Annotated in this window: 15 protein-coding genes; 3 read left to right on the forward strand and 12 right to left on the reverse strand. The window is 70.8% G+C overall.

Annotated elements, in window-relative coordinates:
• Positions 1–11: 11 nt before the first annotated feature.
• The 5 genes from A4W93_RS25510 to A4W93_RS25530 are packed head-to-tail and all read right to left on the reverse strand — an operon-like array spanning position 12 to position 6,042.
• Positions 12–1,619: a carboxyl transferase domain-containing protein gene (locus A4W93_RS25510; RefSeq protein ID WP_085753290.1), complete on the reverse strand. Its 1,608-nt coding sequence runs from the start codon at positions 1,617–1,619 to the stop codon at positions 12–14.
• A 16-nt stretch (positions 1,620–1,635) separates the two neighbouring features.
• Positions 1,636–2,307: an SDR family oxidoreductase gene (locus tag A4W93_RS25515; RefSeq protein WP_085753291.1), complete on the reverse strand. Its 672-nt coding sequence runs from the start codon at positions 2,305–2,307 to the stop codon at positions 1,636–1,638.
• Between the two features lie 39 nt (positions 2,308–2,346).
• Entirely contained in the window at positions 2,347–4,152 is a 1,806-nt protein-coding gene (gene aceK / locus A4W93_RS25520) for a bifunctional isocitrate dehydrogenase kinase/phosphatase (RefSeq protein ID WP_085753292.1), read from the reverse strand.
• Between the two features lie 3 nt (positions 4,153–4,155).
• Positions 4,156–4,827, reverse strand: coding sequence for a carbonate dehydratase (gene can, locus A4W93_RS25525; RefSeq protein ID WP_085753293.1), 672 nt, complete (start codon positions 4,825–4,827; stop codon positions 4,156–4,158).
• Positions 4,828–4,863: 36 nt separating this feature from the next.
• The gene (locus A4W93_RS25530; protein ID WP_085753294.1) at positions 4,864–6,042 is read right to left on the reverse strand and encodes an isovaleryl-CoA dehydrogenase; all 1,179 of its coding nucleotides are present in this window, start codon (positions 6,040–6,042) and stop codon (positions 4,864–4,866) included.
• A 362-nt stretch (positions 6,043–6,404) separates the two neighbouring features.
• On the opposite strand from A4W93_RS25530, the gene A4W93_RS25535 reads away from it, so the two are divergent.
• From A4W93_RS25535 to A4W93_RS25545, 3 genes are all read left to right on the forward strand, one after another.
• The gene (locus A4W93_RS25535) at positions 6,405–7,475 is read left to right on the forward strand and encodes an MBL fold metallo-hydrolase (protein ID WP_085753295.1); all 1,071 of its coding nucleotides are present in this window, start codon (positions 6,405–6,407) and stop codon (positions 7,473–7,475) included.
• A 143-nt stretch (positions 7,476–7,618) separates the two neighbouring features.
• Positions 7,619–9,271, forward strand: coding sequence for an ABC transporter permease (locus A4W93_RS25540; protein WP_085753296.1), 1,653 nt, complete (start codon positions 7,619–7,621; stop codon positions 9,269–9,271).
• Positions 9,268–9,951, forward strand: coding sequence for an ABC transporter ATP-binding protein (locus tag A4W93_RS25545; protein WP_085753297.1), 684 nt, complete (start codon positions 9,268–9,270; stop codon positions 9,949–9,951). The genes A4W93_RS25540 and A4W93_RS25545 overlap by 4 nt, the downstream gene beginning before the upstream one ends.
• A gap of 6 nt (positions 9,952–9,957) precedes the next feature.
• On the opposite strand, the gene A4W93_RS25550 is transcribed toward A4W93_RS25545, so the two are convergent.
• The 7 genes from A4W93_RS25550 to A4W93_RS25580 all read right to left on the reverse strand — a co-directional run bounded on the left by A4W93_RS25550 (position 9,958) and on the right by A4W93_RS25580 (position 13,143).
• Positions 9,958–10,362, reverse strand: a complete 405-nt coding sequence (locus tag A4W93_RS25550; protein WP_085753298.1) for a hypothetical protein — start codon at positions 10,360–10,362, stop codon at positions 9,958–9,960.
• Positions 10,363–10,403: 41 nt separating this feature from the next.
• Positions 10,404–11,222: a tetratricopeptide repeat protein gene (locus tag A4W93_RS25555; RefSeq protein WP_085753299.1), complete on the reverse strand. Its 819-nt coding sequence runs from the start codon at positions 11,220–11,222 to the stop codon at positions 10,404–10,406.
• A 9-nt stretch (positions 11,223–11,231) separates the two neighbouring features.
• Positions 11,232–11,984: an SGNH/GDSL hydrolase family protein gene (locus tag A4W93_RS25560; RefSeq protein WP_085753300.1), complete on the reverse strand. Its 753-nt coding sequence runs from the start codon at positions 11,982–11,984 to the stop codon at positions 11,232–11,234.
• A 24-nt stretch (positions 11,985–12,008) separates the two neighbouring features.
• Positions 12,009–12,215: a DUF3565 domain-containing protein gene (locus tag A4W93_RS25565; RefSeq protein ID WP_085753301.1), complete on the reverse strand. Its 207-nt coding sequence runs from the start codon at positions 12,213–12,215 to the stop codon at positions 12,009–12,011.
• 2 nt (positions 12,216–12,217) lie between these two features.
• On the reverse strand, positions 12,218–12,427 hold the full coding sequence (locus A4W93_RS25570) for a hypothetical protein (protein WP_085753302.1): 210 nt from the start codon (positions 12,425–12,427) through the stop codon (positions 12,218–12,220).
• Positions 12,411–12,821 carry a cupin domain-containing protein gene (locus A4W93_RS25575; protein WP_085753303.1) on the reverse strand — a complete coding sequence of 137 codons (411 nt, stop codon included), beginning with the start codon at positions 12,819–12,821 and terminating at the stop codon, positions 12,411–12,413. The genes A4W93_RS25570 and A4W93_RS25575 overlap by 17 nt, the downstream gene beginning before the upstream one ends.
• A gap of 61 nt (positions 12,822–12,882) precedes the next feature.
• Positions 12,883–13,143 (reverse strand): hypothetical protein, encoded by a 261-nt coding sequence (locus tag A4W93_RS25580; protein ID WP_085753304.1) that lies wholly within the window; start codon positions 13,141–13,143, stop codon positions 12,883–12,885.
• Positions 13,144–13,171 lie beyond the last annotated feature (28 nt).

A 13,171-nucleotide genomic window follows, 5' to 3' on the forward strand; every position in this document is an offset into this window, starting at 1 on the left:
CGGTGCGGCGTTCACATGCGGAACACGCCGAAGCGTGTCTCCGGAATGGGGGCGTTGAGGCTCGCCGACAGGCCCAGCGCCAGCACGCGGCGGGTGTCGGCGGGGTCGATCAGGCCGTCGTCCCACAGCCGCGCGGTCGCGTGGTACGGGTGGGCCTGGCGTTCGAACTGGTCGCGCACGGGCTGCTTGAAGGCCTGCTCCTCCTCGGCCGACCAGGTGCCGCCCCGCGCCTCGATGCCGTCGCGCCGCACGGTGGCGAGCACGCTCGCGGCCTGCTCGCCCCCCATCACCGAGATGCGGGCGTTGGGCCACATCCACAGGAAGCGCGGGTCGAACGCGCGGCCGCACATGCCGTAGTTGCCGGCACCGAAGCTGCCGCCGATCACGACGGTGAACTTGGGCACCTGCGCGGTGGCCACGGCCGTGACCATCTTCGCGCCGTGTTTCGCGATGCCCTCGTTCTCGTGCTTGCGCCCCACCATGAAGCCGCTGATGTTCTGCAGGAACACGAGCGGGATGCGGCGCTGGCAGCACAGCTCGATGAAGTGCGCGCCCTTCTGCGCGCTCTCCGAGAACAGCACGCCGTTGTTGGCGACGATGCCCACGGGCATGCCCTCGATGTGCGCGAAGCCGGTGACCAGCGTGGCGCCGAAGCGGGCCTTGAACTCGTCGAACTCGCTCGCGTCGACGATGCGGGCGATGACCTCGCGCACGTCGTACGGCTTGCGGGTGTCGGTGGGCACGATGCCGTGCAGCTCGGCCGGGTCGAACGCGGGCGGCCGCGGCGGCAGGCACGCGAGCGGCGCCGGCTTGGTGCGGTTCAGGTGCGCCACGCAGCGCCGCGCGATGGCGAGCGCATGGGTGTCGTCCTCCGCGAGGTGGTCGGCCACGCCGCTGATGCGCGTGTGCACGTCGCCACCGCCCAGGTCCTCGGCCGACACCACCTCGCCGATGGCCGCCTTCACCAGCGGGGGCCCGGCGAGGAAGATGGTGCCCTGCCCCTTCACGATGATCGACTCGTCGCTCATCGCCGGCACGTAGGCGCCGCCGGCCGTGCACGAGCCCATCACCACGGCCACCTGCGGGATGCCCGCGGCGCTCATCTGCGCCTGGTTGAAGAAGATGCGGCCGAAGTGGTCGCGGTCGGGGAACACCTCGTCCTGGTTCGGCAGGTTCGCGCCACCGCTGTCGACGAGGTACACGCACGGCAGGCGGTTCTCGAGCGCGATCTGCTGCGCGCGCAGGTGCTTCTTGACGGTGACGGGGTAGTACGTGCCGCCCTTCACGGTGGCGTCGTTGCAGACGATCAGGCACTCGATGCCGTGGATGCGCCCGATGCCGGTCACGAGGCCGCCACCCGGCGCATCGCCGTCGTACAGGTCGTAGGCGGCGAGCGCCGACAGTTCGAGGAACGGCGAACCGGGATCGAGCAGCGCCTCGACGCGGTCGCGCGGCAGCAGCTTGCCGCGCGCCACGTGTTTCGCGCGAGGCCCCTCGCCGCCGCCGAGCGCGGCCTGCGCGAGTTTCGCGGCGAGGTCGTCCACCAGCGCGCGCATCGCCGCCGCGTTGGCCTTGAAGTCGTCCGACCGCGGGTTCACCGAGGACACGAAAACAGGCATGGGGGCTCCTACCGGGCTACCAGGGAATGGGCGACCCGTCGTGGTCGAGGAAGCGCCCCGTGTCGGCCGGGGTCAGGCCGGCGATCACGGCGCGCATGGACGACACGCTCTGCGCGGGCGTCAGGTCGGCGCCTGCGCCGCCCATGTCGGTCTGCACCCAGCCGGGGTGGAAGGCGACGCAGGTGGCGCGGTCTCCGAGCGCGAGCGACGTGTCCTTCAGCACCGAGTTCACCGCCGCCTTCGACGCGCGGTACAGCCAGCCGCCCGACTGCGTGCGCGAGCCGATGCCACCCATGCGCGACGACAGCACCACCAGCCGCGCGCCGGGCGCGAGGCTCTCGACGAGCTGCGGGATGACCCGCATCGGGCCGAGCACGTTGGTGCGCATCACCTCGTCGAACTCGTCGGCGGTGGGCGTGTCGAGCGCATTCTTGCGCGGGCCGTAGACGCCGGCGCAGACGATGACCACGTCGAAGGCCTCGCCGTCGAGCTGCCACGCGAGGCCCGCGGTGCTGTCGAGGCGCCCCACGTCGAGCCGCAGCGGGCGGCCACCGTACGCCTTGATGGCCGCGAGGCCCTCGTCGCTGCGCGCGGTGGCCACCACCCGCGCGCCGTCCTCGCCGTACTGGCGAACGAACTCCAGCCCGATGCCGCGCGAGGCGCCGACCACGAGCACGTTTCTTGTCATCGATTCATCTCCAGGAAAACCGGCCCGGACGTGCCGGGATCACTTGGCCAGCGCCGCCTGCTGCGCCGCGGCCTCGCGGGCGCGCCGGATGTTCTTGAAGCGCCGGCGCGTGTCGTACGGGAACACGTCGTGCACGTGGCCCGACAGGATGCGTTCCTTGTGACCTTGCCAGAACGCCGCGTCCAGCAGGTCCGCATGGTGTTTCATGAACACCTCGCGCACGCCCGGGTTGCCGAGCAGGAAGGGCTCGAAGGTCTCGGGGAACACGTCGTGCGGGCCCACCGAGTACCAGACCTCGCCCGACATTTCCTCTTCCTCGTTGCGCGGCGTGGGCACCTTGCGGAAGTTGCAGTGGGTGAGGTACTCGATCTCGTCGTAGTCGTAGAACACGACCTTGCCGTCGCGCGTGACGCCGAAGTTCTTCCACAGCATGTCGCCCGGGAAGATGTTGGCGGCCACCAGGTCCTTGATGGCGTTGCCGTACTCGACCACCGCGCGTTCGATCTGCCGCGGCGAGGCTTCCTGCAGGTAGATGTTCAGCGGAATCATGCGCCGTTCGATGTAGACGTGGCGGATCACGAGGTCGCTGCCGTCCTGTTCGAGCAGACTCGGGCAGAAGTGCTGCAGCTCGGCCACCAGCTCGTCCTCGAACCGCGCGCGCGGGAAGGCCACGTTCGAGAATTCGAGCGTGTCGGCCATGCGGCCCACGCGGTCGTGCTGCTTCACCAGCAGGTACTTGCCCTTGATCTGCTCGCGCGTGGTTTCCTTCTGCGGCGGGTAGAAGTCCTTGATGATCTTGAAGACGTACGGGAACGACGGCAGGTCGAACACCAGCATCACCATGCCCTTGATGCCGGGCGCGATGCGGAACTGGTCGCCGCTGTGGCGCAGGTGGGCGAGGAAGTCGCGGTAGAAGAGGTTCTTGCCGTGCTTCTGCAGCCCGAGCGTGTTGTAGAGCTCGGTGCGCGGCTTGCGCGGCATCATCGAGCGCAGAAACTGCACGTAGGCCGACGGGATCTCCATGTTGACCATGAAGTAGGCCCGCGCGAAGCTGAACAGCATCTGGAGGTCGCCCTCGCCGAACAGCGCCGTGTCGATGGTCAGCAGCCCGCTCGGGGCGTGCAGGATGGGCAGCGCGAACGGCGTCTCGCGGAAGCCGTTGATGATCTTGCCCACCACGTAGGCGCCCTTGTTCCGGTAGAAGAGCGAACTCAGCACCTGGAACTGGAAGTTGGCACGCGGCAGGAAGTCGCCCAGCTCGGCGGCCACGGCCTCCTCGACGTGGCGCACGTCGCGGTGGATGTCCTCGAACTCCAGCTGAAGCTGGAAGTTGTTGATCACCCGCACCCACGTGTCGTGCATGCGGTCCTTGGCCGGGTAGTACGCGCGGTACGTGGGGGTGGCGGCCGGCTCGTCGTTCTCGATGTATTCGGTCGAGATGGCCGGGCGCACGAAGATGAAGTCGTTCTTGAAGTACGCCCGGTGCAGGATCTTCGTGGTGACCGAGTTGAAGAACGTCTCGGCCAGTTCGGGCTGGTGGTGGTTGGTGAGCAGTCCGATGTAGTGCAGCTTGACCTGCTGCCACACCTCCATGCTGAGTTCACTCACCTTGAACTCGGTCTGGAGCCTCTCGGCGGCCTCGTCCACCCGCACGTCGTAGAACTCGATGCGTTCGCTCTGGCTGCGCTGCTGGCCGTGCCAGTCGGCCTCCTCGAAGCGCTGCTTCGCGTCGGCGCTGGTCTGGCGGAAGAGCCGGTAGTGGCGGTCGAACCCGTCGAGCATGGCCTGCGCGATGTCGAAGGCGCGCAGGTCGGTGAGTGCTTGCGGGAAGACGGCCAACGGCATGTGTCAGGGCTCCGGGGGGCTGTAGCGTTTGTGGATCGCGGCCAGCGCCTTCTCGAACGCGCCGGTGAGTTCCTCCGGCGAGGCGACCGAGATGGACAGGTCCTTCAGCCGGCCGTCGGCCAGGCGGTAGAACCAGCCGTGCACGGCGACCTGCTGGCCACGGGCCCAGGCGTCCTGCACGATGGTGGTCTGGCACACGTTGAGCGACTGCTCGATCACGTTGAGCTCGCACAGCGCGTCGACGCGGCGGTCGAGCGGCACGGTGTCGAGCCAGGCCTGGTGGCGGTTGCGCACGTCCTTGACGTGGCGCAGCCAGTTGTCGGCCAGGCCCACGGACACGTCGTTGAGCGACGCGGCCACGCCGCCGCAGCCGCTGTGGCCCACGACGATGATGTGCTTGACCTTCAGCATGTCCGTGGCGAACTGGATCACCGAGAGGCAATTCAGGTCGGAGTGCACCACGACGTTCGCCACGTTGCGGTGGACGAACAGTTCGCCGGGCAGCAGCCCCACGAGTTCGTTGGCGGGCACGCGGCTGTCGGCGCAACCGATCCAGAGGTATTGCGGCGCCTGTTGGGCGAGCAGGTTCGTGAAGAAGCCCGGGGTACGGGTCTCCGTCTCTTGCGACCAACGCAGGTTGTTGGCGAAGAGTTCTTGAAGTTCGGTGGAAGGCATGCGTGAGATTTTACCGGGCCTGTCGGGTCCGACCGTTCAGGCCGTCTCGCCGAACAGTTCCCGCCCGATCAGCATCCGGCGGACCTCCGACGTGCCCGCGCCGATTTCGTAGAGCTTCGCGTCACGCCAGAACCGCCCGAGGGGATAGTCGTTGATGTAGCCGTTGCCACCGAAGATCTGCACGCCCTCCCCGGCCATCCACGTGGCCTTCTCGGCGCACCAGAGGATGACCGACGCGCAGTCCTTGCGCACGCGGCGCACGTGGTCGGGGCCCAGCCGGTCGAGGTTCTTGCCCACGGTGTAGGCGAACGACCGGGCCGCCTGCAGCGTCGTGTACATGTCGGCGAGCTTGCCCTGGATCAGCTGGAACTCGCCGATGGACTTGCCGAACTGCTTGCGCTCGTGCACGTACGGCACCACGTGGTCCATCACCGCCTGCATGATGCCGATGGGGCCGGCGGCCAGCACCGCGCGCTCGTAGTCGAGCCCGCTCATCAGCACCTTGGCGCCGCCGTTGACCTGGCCCAGCACGTTGGTGAACGGCACCTCGACGTCCTTGAACACCAGCTCGCCGGTGTGGCTGCCGCGCATGCCCAGCTTGTCGAGCTTCTGAGCGACGCTGAATCCGGGCATGGCCTTCTCGACGAGGAAGGCCGTGACACCACCCGCCCCCAGCTGCGGATCGGTCTTCGCGTAGACCACCAGCGTGTCGGCGTCGGGGCCGTTCGTGATCCACATCTTCGTGCCGTTGAGCACGAAGACGCCGCCGCGCTCCTCGGCGCGCAGCGTCATGCTGAGCACGTCCGAGCCCGCGTTCGGCTCGCTCATCGCGAGCGCGCCCACGTGTTCGCCGGAGATCAGCTTCGGCAGGTACTTCGCGCGCTGGGCCTCGGTGCCGTTGCGGCGGATCTGGTTCACGCACAGGTTGCTGTGCGCGCCGTAGCTCAGGCCCACGCTGGCCGAGGCGCGGCTGATCTCCTCCATGGCCACCATGTGCGCGAGGTAGCCGAGGCCGGCGCCGCCGTACTCCTCACCCACGGTGACCCCGAGCACCCCCAGGTCGCCGAGCTTGCGCCAGAGGTCCATCGGGAACTGGTCGGTGCGGTCGATCTCGGCGGCGCGGGGCGCGATCTCGCGTTCGGCGAAATCGCGGACCGCATCGCGCAACGCGTCGATGTCCTCTCCGAGCTGATGGTCGAGTCCGGGCAGATCCATGGGCGTTTTCCTCGAAATGTCGTGGACACCTGAGCGACAGCAGGGGTCGGAGTCGATCCTAGGGGCCTGGGCGGCAGAGAAAAGGGCTCGCGCCGGGGCGAGTCGCGGTGCCAGACGAGGCGCCGACGAGGCCGTGTGGCCAGCCACACAACGAGTCGGCAACGACGGATGGCACCGCGAATCGCCCCGGCCCGGAGGGTTGGGCCTGAAAGGGTCCGCCGGCGTCGTTGCAAATGCTCACCGGGGATGACCCCGGTTCCGCTTTGCGCCTATCCGGCGGACCCTTTCAGGCCCAACGCGAGCCCTTTTCTCTGCCGCCCAGGCCCCTAGAATGGTTCGATCAAAGTGTAGCCATCCAAGCCATGAACGAACTCGAACGGCAACTGCAGTACCCCCAGGGAGAAACCCTCCCCGAACCCGGCCGGACGATCGAACTGGCCCCCGGCGTGCGCTGGGTTCGCATGGGCCTGCCCTTCGCGCTCGACCACATCAACCTGTGGCTGCTGCGCGACCGCCTCGACGGCCGCGAAGGCTGGACCATCGTCGACTGCGGCATCACGAACGCCGACACGCAGGCGAACTGGGAGAAGGTCTTCGAGACCGAACTCGACGGCCTGCCGGTGCTGCGCCTCGTGGTCACGCACATGCACCCGGACCACATCGGCCTCGCGCACTGGCTCACCGAGCGCTGGGGCACGCCCGACCATGAGTGCCGCCTGTGGATGAGCGCCACCGACTACACGAGCGCCTGCCTCGCGAGCCGCTCCACCACGGGCCACGGGGGCCCGGCCGCGGCCGCGTTCATGGCCAGCCACGGCCTGACCGATCCGGATGCCATCGAGAAGATCAAGGCCCGTTCGAACTACTACGGCTCGATGGTGCCCCAGGTGCCCGCGAGCTACCGCCGCCTGCTGGACGGCAGCGAGATCACCATCGGCGGCCACGTGTGGCGCTGCATCGCGGGCTACGGCCATGCGCCGGAACACCTGTCGCTGCACAGCGAGACGCTCGGCGTGCTGATCTCGGGCGACATGCTGCTGCCGCGCATCTCGACGAACGTCAGCGTGAGCGACCTCGAACCCGAGGCCAACTCGCTGACGCTGTACCTGCAGTCCATCGACCGCTACCGCGCGCTGCCGGCCGACACGCTGGTGCTGCCGTCGCACGGCCGCCCGTTCAAGGGCATGCACACACGGGTCGACCAGTTGCACGCCCACCACGACGAACGCCTCGCCGACGTCATGACCGAGTGCGCGAAGGAACCCCAGACCGCCGCCAGCCTGCTGAAGGTGCTGTTCCGGCGGCCGCTCGACCTGCACCAGACCACGTTCGCGATGGGCGAGTCCATCGCCCACCTGAACGCGCTGTGGATCGACGGGAAGCTCCGTCGCGAGCGGGGTGCCGACGGGGTGCTGCGCTTCTCCGTGGCCTGACCCGCGCGCCCGCGGGCGCCTCGGGCGAGTGATAATCGTTCGCAGTGTCGCGGCGCCACTCCGGCGCCGGTGCCCGTCTTCCGGAGTCCCGTTCCCATGACCGTTCCCTTCCGCCCCCTCGTCGACCCGTTCGGACTCGACCAGTGAGCAAGGGACCTCGCGCGGCCGGGCCGCTCTGGCGCACCGGCGCGCTGCTCGTGGCGCTGGGCGTGCTCGCCCCCGTCGCCACGCTGCTGTGGCTCGCCGCGGGCTCGGACATGGCCCACTGGGGGCACCTGTCGCAGCACGTGCTGCCGCGTGCCGCGCTGAACACCGCCGTGCTGCTCGCCGGCGTGGGCACCATCGTGCTCCTCGTCGGCACCGGCTGCGCCTGGCTCGTGACCGCACACGACTTCCCCGGCCGCGGCGTGCTGAGCTGGGCGCTGCTGCTGCCGCTCGCGATGCCGGCGTACATCGTCGCGTTCGCGTACCTCGACCTGCTGCACCCCATCGGCCCCGTGCAGGGCGCGATCCGCTGGATGCTGGGCATCGACAGCCCGCGCGACTTCCGCCTGCCCGACCTGCGCTCGATGCCCGGCGCGATCTTCGTGCTCGGCTTCGTGCTGTACCCCTACGTCTACCTCACCGCGCGGGCCATGTTCATGACCCAGCCCGCCCACCTGATGGACGCCGCACGGTCGCTCGGCGAGACCCGCCTCGGCGCGTTCTTCCGCGTGGCGCTGCCCCTCGCCCGGCCGGCGCTGATGGTGGGCCTGAGCCTCGCGTTGCTGGAGGCGCTGAACGACATCGGCGCCTCCGAGTTCCTCGGCATCCAGACGCTCACGGTGACCATCTACACCACGTGGGTCGTGCGGTCCGACCTGGCCGGCGCCGCGCAGATCGCCTGCACCATGCTGCTCATCATCGTGGCGCTCGTCCTGCTCGAACGCCATGGCCGCAGCGGCCGCCGGTTCGCCTCGGTGCGGCGCATGCAGCCGATGCGGCCACGGCGGCTGCACGGACTGTCCGCCGTCGGCGCCACCCTCGCGGCCACGGTGCCGGTGCTCATCGGTTTCGTCGCCCCGGCCGCCTACCTCGTGTGGGAGACCGTGAAGCGGCTGCAGCAGGGCGGCGGCGTCTCGCACGGCCTGCTGCTCAGCATGGGCAACACGCTCGGGCTCGCGGCGGGGGTCACGGCCACCGCGGTCGTCGCGGCGCTGCTCGTCACCTGGGCCTCGCGCCACACCGGCGCGGCGGCCAACCGGGCGCGGTGGCAGGCGCGGGTCGCGAGCCTCGGGTACGCGCTGCCCGGCACCGTGCTGGCCCTCGGGCTGCTGACCCCGGCCCTGTCCTTCGACGCCTTCGTCGGCCAGGCACTCGGCCTGCAAGGGCTGCCGCTGCTCGGCGCGGGCGTGGTGCTGGTGGCGGCCTGCGCGATCCGCTTCCTCGCGATGCCGGTGGGCACCCTCGAGTCCGGCCTCGCCCGCATCCCCGCCGCGCTCGAGCAGGCCGCGCGGCTGCTCGGCGAAACCGCCGCGGGCACGCTGCGCCGCGTGCACCTGCCGCTGCTGCGGCCCGCGCTGGCCGCCGGCGCGCTGCTCGTGTTCGTCGACGCGATGAAGGAGCTGCCCGCCACGCTGCTGCTGCGTCCGGCCAACTTCGACACCCTCGCCACCTGGCTGTATGCCGAGGCCGCGCGGGGCACCTATGAAGAGGGCGCCATCGCGGCGCTGATCATCGTGCTCGCCGGCCTGCTGCCGGTCGTGCTGCTGGCCCGCGACCCGCTCGGCGCGGCCACCCCTGAAGGAAATCCATGAGCGTCCGGCTCGAACTCGACGACCTGTCCGTGGTGTACGACGGCGCGCGCGACGGCCACCCCGCGGTGGCGGGCGTGTCCCTGTCCCTCGAAGCGGGCCGCATCGGCTGCCTGCTCGGCCCCTCGGGCTGCGGCAAGACCACGGTGCTGAAGGCCATCGCGGGCTTCGAGCCGGTGCGCGCGGGCCAGGTGCGGCTGGGCGGCTCGGTGCTGTCGGCGCCCGGCGTCCACGTGCAGCCCGAGCGGCGGCGCGTGGGCATGATGTTCCAGGAGTACGCGCTGTTCCCGCACCTGTCGGCCGCGGAGAACGTGGCCTTCGGCCTGCGCCGCCGACCCGCGCCGGAGCGGCGCGCGCGCGTGGCCGAGCTGCTCGCGCTGGTGGACCTGGCCGACGCCGGCGAACGCTACCCGCACCAGCTGTCGGGCGGGCAGCAGCAGCGCATCGCGCTCGCGCGCGCGCTCGCGCCGGAGCCCGCGCTGCTGCTGCTCGACGAACCGTTCTCGAACCTGGACGGGGCCACGCGCGAGCGGTTGTCCGTCGAGGTGCGCGACATCCTGCACCGCGCCGGCCAGACGGCGATGCTCGTCACCCACCACCACTCGGAAGCCCGCACGCTCGCCGACGACATCGGCACGATGCACAACGGCCGGCTGACGGACTGGGCCGCCGCGCCGCGCTGAAGCCCGTCAGCTGCGAACCAGCTTCGACGCGTACAGCCGCAGCGTCTCGCCGAAGCGCCCGCACGACCGGGCACTGACGTCCGGCGCGAACTCCCGGTCGTAGCGGCCCTTGAGCCGGTCGAACAGCGCGGCCGAGGTCTGGCGGGCCTCGTCGCGGCTGATCTTCAGCGCCTCGGCGGCATGGTCCTCGACGCGGCGCATCGAGGCCACGAACACCCCGGCGTTCTCCTGCTCCCAGGCGCGGAACGTGGCGCGGCCCGGGTAGCCGAGCTTCTCGCACAACTCGCCCTCCTGCGTCGCGAACGCGAAGTACATGACGTTGGCGGCGGCCTCGGTCTCGGTCATCGCGAACGCGGGCGTGCCGGCGATCAGCGCGGCGGCCAGCACCAGCGCGCGGGGCGGGAAATTCATTCGACGGTCCTCGGGAGCGATGGGGCGCACTGTACGCGGATTCAACGCGACTTCAGCGCCTCCCGCCGCGCCTCGGCCGCCGCCGCCGACTCGGGGTCGCCGAGCGCCCGGTGCAGCTGGACCAGTTCGGCGAACACGTGCGGATCCGGTTCGCCGGCCGCGTCGCCTTCGCGCGCGAGGCGCTGCTGCACGGCCAGGGCCTCGGCATGGTCGCCCATCGAACGCAGCGTCCACGCCACCATCCACCACGCGATGCGCGTGGCGCCGGGGTTCGCCTGCGCCTCGCGCAGCACCACCGCCTGCCGGAACTCGGCGAGGGCCTCGTCGAAGCGCCCCGACGCATGCAGCGCGAGACCGATGTTGTTGCGCAGCGGTGCCTCCCAGCGGCGGGCATCCGGCTGCGTGCTGGCGGCGGCGACCGCCAGCGCCTCGCGGTTGCGGCGCAACTGGTCCGCCGGGGCCGTGTCGACCAGCGCCAGCATGTGCAGGGCATCGACCGCCAGCGCGTCGAGGGCGGACTCGCGCGCGAGCGTGGCCGCGACCTCGTAGTCGGCCCGGGCGAGGTCCCGGTCGGTCGGCGTGATCGCCTCACGCGGGTGGGCGGCCGACACACGGCACCGCCCGCGCTCCAGCGCATGCCGCACCCGCGCCTCGGGCCCGGCCCGCGCCACCGCGGGCGCCATCTCGTCGAGAAGGGCCAGGGCGCGCACGAAGTCGCGCCGCAGCCCGTGCGTGCGGGCCACCTGGGTGCGCAGGATCAGCTGGTCGTCGCCCACAGCCTCGCCCATGGCAGCGAGGAAACGCTGCTCGGAGACGGCGGGGCGGGCGAAGTCCCAGAGCGGAGCGAGGTCGAGGGCCATGGCCGACCGTCAACCGCGCCGGGCGGGCGCCGAGGCCTGGACTTGCGCCCCGACCCTCAGCGCCGCGCGTTCCGCCACCACCACCGCCCACTGCGCATACTGCCCCGGCCCGGGGTGGTAGCCGTCGTGCGCGAACTGCTCGGGGCGCGCCGCCCACTGCAGCGGCAGGTACTCGTGGGTGGGCCGTGTGCGGGCCCAGGCGGCCAGCGCGGCGTCGTTGCGGAACGCGCATTGGCCGAGGTACCAGCGCAGCGGCTGCGGCACCTGCGGCAGCACGTGCATCGGCGGCACGCCGTTGACGATCACGACCCGTGCGCCGGTGCGCGCGACGAGGTGGTCCGACAGCGCGCGGTAGTCGGCGATGAACCGCCGGCCGAGGCGCTGCGCCGTGACGTCGTTGACCCCCAGGGCGATCACCACGACGTCGGCGGGCTCGAGGTTCGACGCGGCCGCGAGGGTCAGGGCCTCGCCGGTGTGGATGCCCGAGCGCGCGACGAGCTGCCACCGCACCGGCCGGCCCGTGCGCGCCGCGAGGCGCTGTGCCACCGGCTGCGCCAGCGCCTGGTGCTGGTGCTCGACCCCGACGCCCGCGGCGGAGGAGTCGCCCACCACGAGCAGGCGCAACGCGTCACCCGCCTCGGGGTCGCCCTCGAGTCCCGCCCGCGGACCGGCCGCCTCCGGCAACCGCAGCGCCTTCAGGCGCGTGCGCCGCCCCTGCACGAGCAGCATCGGCCCGAGGGCCATCTTCCAGACACCCAGCATCGTCTCGTCCCTGTCTTGTCGTTGTCAGGGACGGTCTCGCGCCGCCCCCTGGTCACACTTGCGGCACGCGAGCACCCAGCCGAGTGCCGCGGACCGCCCTTCGGCGGTGATCACCCACGGCCGGAGCTGCCAGGGCGGATCGTGCCGCACATGCTGATTGTGACCGCAGGCCAGTTCGGCGACCCAGTGCCGTTCGTCGTCCTGGTGGAAGCCGGTGATGGGCTGGTCCATCGTCAGCGCGTGAGCTGGCGGAACAGCGACCACGCGACCCGCGCGGCCTTCGTGGCGCCGAACAGCGCGATGGCCGCGATCACCGCGAAGAACACCACGGTGGCGGGCGCCGCGCCGGGCAGCCACACGAGGGCCGCGGCGGCACCCAGCGCGGCAACGGCCACCGACACGACGGCGGTCTTCAGCGTGACGGGGTCAATGGCCCGGGTCATAGAGCGGCTTGCCCTTGTCGACCACGTGCACCGTGTAGAGCTTCAACGAGGTGTCGCCCACCACCGTGAAGCCACCGTGTTTCACGTCGCGCAGGTTCAGCAGCGAGCTGCCGGTGGCCAGCAGCATCGGGTCCTTGCCGGGCACCTGCACGCGGGCGCCCTGGACGATGTAGGCGGCCTCCAGGCCGTGGTGGAAGTGGAGGTCGATCTTCTCGCCCGGCTTGTACTCGGCGGTGGACGTGATGACCTCCATGCCGGGCGCGCCCGACAGGTCGGCGCGCTTGAGTTCGACGCGCTGCGGCGAATCGGTGGTCTGCGCGACGAGGCCGGTGGCCACGCCGAGACCGAACAGCAGGACCGCGGCGGCGCCGCGCACGGCGTGGATCTTCTTCATGAACTCCTCCCGGTGTGATGGCACCGCGCAGTGTGCGTGCCGCGCGCCACCGGGGTCAAGGTCAGGCGCCGCGCACGTGGACGTAGCCGAACGCGCCCACCGACACCACGCGGCCGTCGACCGTGGTGTACGACAGCACGCCGAGCGGGTGGTACGTGGACACGAACGCGGTGAGCGCACCGATGCCCAGGGCCCCGGCGAGGGGACTGCGTTCGGCGATGGCCTGCCGCACTTTCGCGCGGTGGCGTTCCGGCGACGGATTGGTCGCGAAGGCGACCACGGCGAGGAGGGCGAGTGCGGCAACGATCCGGATCTTCTGCATCGGGGGATTCTGCACCGGCCGCCTCCGG

Origin of the sequence: Piscinibacter gummiphilus (genome assembly GCF_002116905.1) — a bacterium.
Lineage (GTDB): Bacteria > Pseudomonadota > Gammaproteobacteria > Burkholderiales > Burkholderiaceae_C > Rhizobacter > Rhizobacter gummiphilus.

What these genes read in the sequence shown, in the direction of transcription:
- A4W93_RS25510 (WP_085753290.1), bottom strand. Translation starts at nt 1,619, where the DNA reads ATGCCTGTTTTCGTGTCCTCGGTGAACCCGCGGTCGGACGACTTCAAG.
- A4W93_RS25515 (WP_085753291.1), bottom strand. Translation starts at nt 2,307, where the DNA reads ATGACAAGAAACGTGCTCGTGGTCGGCGCCTCGCGCGGCATCGGGCTG.
- aceK (WP_085753292.1), bottom strand. Translation starts at nt 4,152, where the DNA reads ATGCCGTTGGCCGTCTTCCCGCAAGCACTCACCGACCTGCGCGCCTTC.
- can (WP_085753293.1), bottom strand. Translation starts at nt 4,827, where the DNA reads ATGCCTTCCACCGAACTTCAAGAACTCTTCGCCAACAACCTGCGTTGG.
- A4W93_RS25530 (WP_085753294.1), bottom strand. Translation starts at nt 6,042, where the DNA reads ATGGATCTGCCCGGACTCGACCATCAGCTCGGAGAGGACATCGACGCG.
- A4W93_RS25535 (WP_085753295.1), top strand. Translation starts at nt 6,405, where the DNA reads ATGAACGAACTCGAACGGCAACTGCAGTACCCCCAGGGAGAAACCCTC.
- A4W93_RS25545 (WP_085753297.1), top strand. Translation starts at nt 9,268, where the DNA reads ATGAGCGTCCGGCTCGAACTCGACGACCTGTCCGTGGTGTACGACGGC.
- A4W93_RS25550 (WP_085753298.1), bottom strand. Translation starts at nt 10,362, where the DNA reads ATGAATTTCCCGCCCCGCGCGCTGGTGCTGGCCGCCGCGCTGATCGCC.
- A4W93_RS25555 (WP_085753299.1), bottom strand. Translation starts at nt 11,222, where the DNA reads ATGGCCCTCGACCTCGCTCCGCTCTGGGACTTCGCCCGCCCCGCCGTC.
- A4W93_RS25560 (WP_085753300.1), bottom strand. Translation starts at nt 11,984, where the DNA reads ATGCTGGGTGTCTGGAAGATGGCCCTCGGGCCGATGCTGCTCGTGCAG.
- A4W93_RS25565 (WP_085753301.1), bottom strand. Translation starts at nt 12,215, where the DNA reads ATGGACCAGCCCATCACCGGCTTCCACCAGGACGACGAACGGCACTGG.
- A4W93_RS25570 (WP_085753302.1), bottom strand. Translation starts at nt 12,427, where the DNA reads ATGACCCGGGCCATTGACCCCGTCACGCTGAAGACCGCCGTCGTGTCG.
- A4W93_RS25575 (WP_085753303.1), bottom strand. Translation starts at nt 12,821, where the DNA reads ATGAAGAAGATCCACGCCGTGCGCGGCGCCGCCGCGGTCCTGCTGTTC.
- A4W93_RS25580 (WP_085753304.1), bottom strand. Translation starts at nt 13,143, where the DNA reads ATGCAGAAGATCCGGATCGTTGCCGCACTCGCCCTCCTCGCCGTGGTC.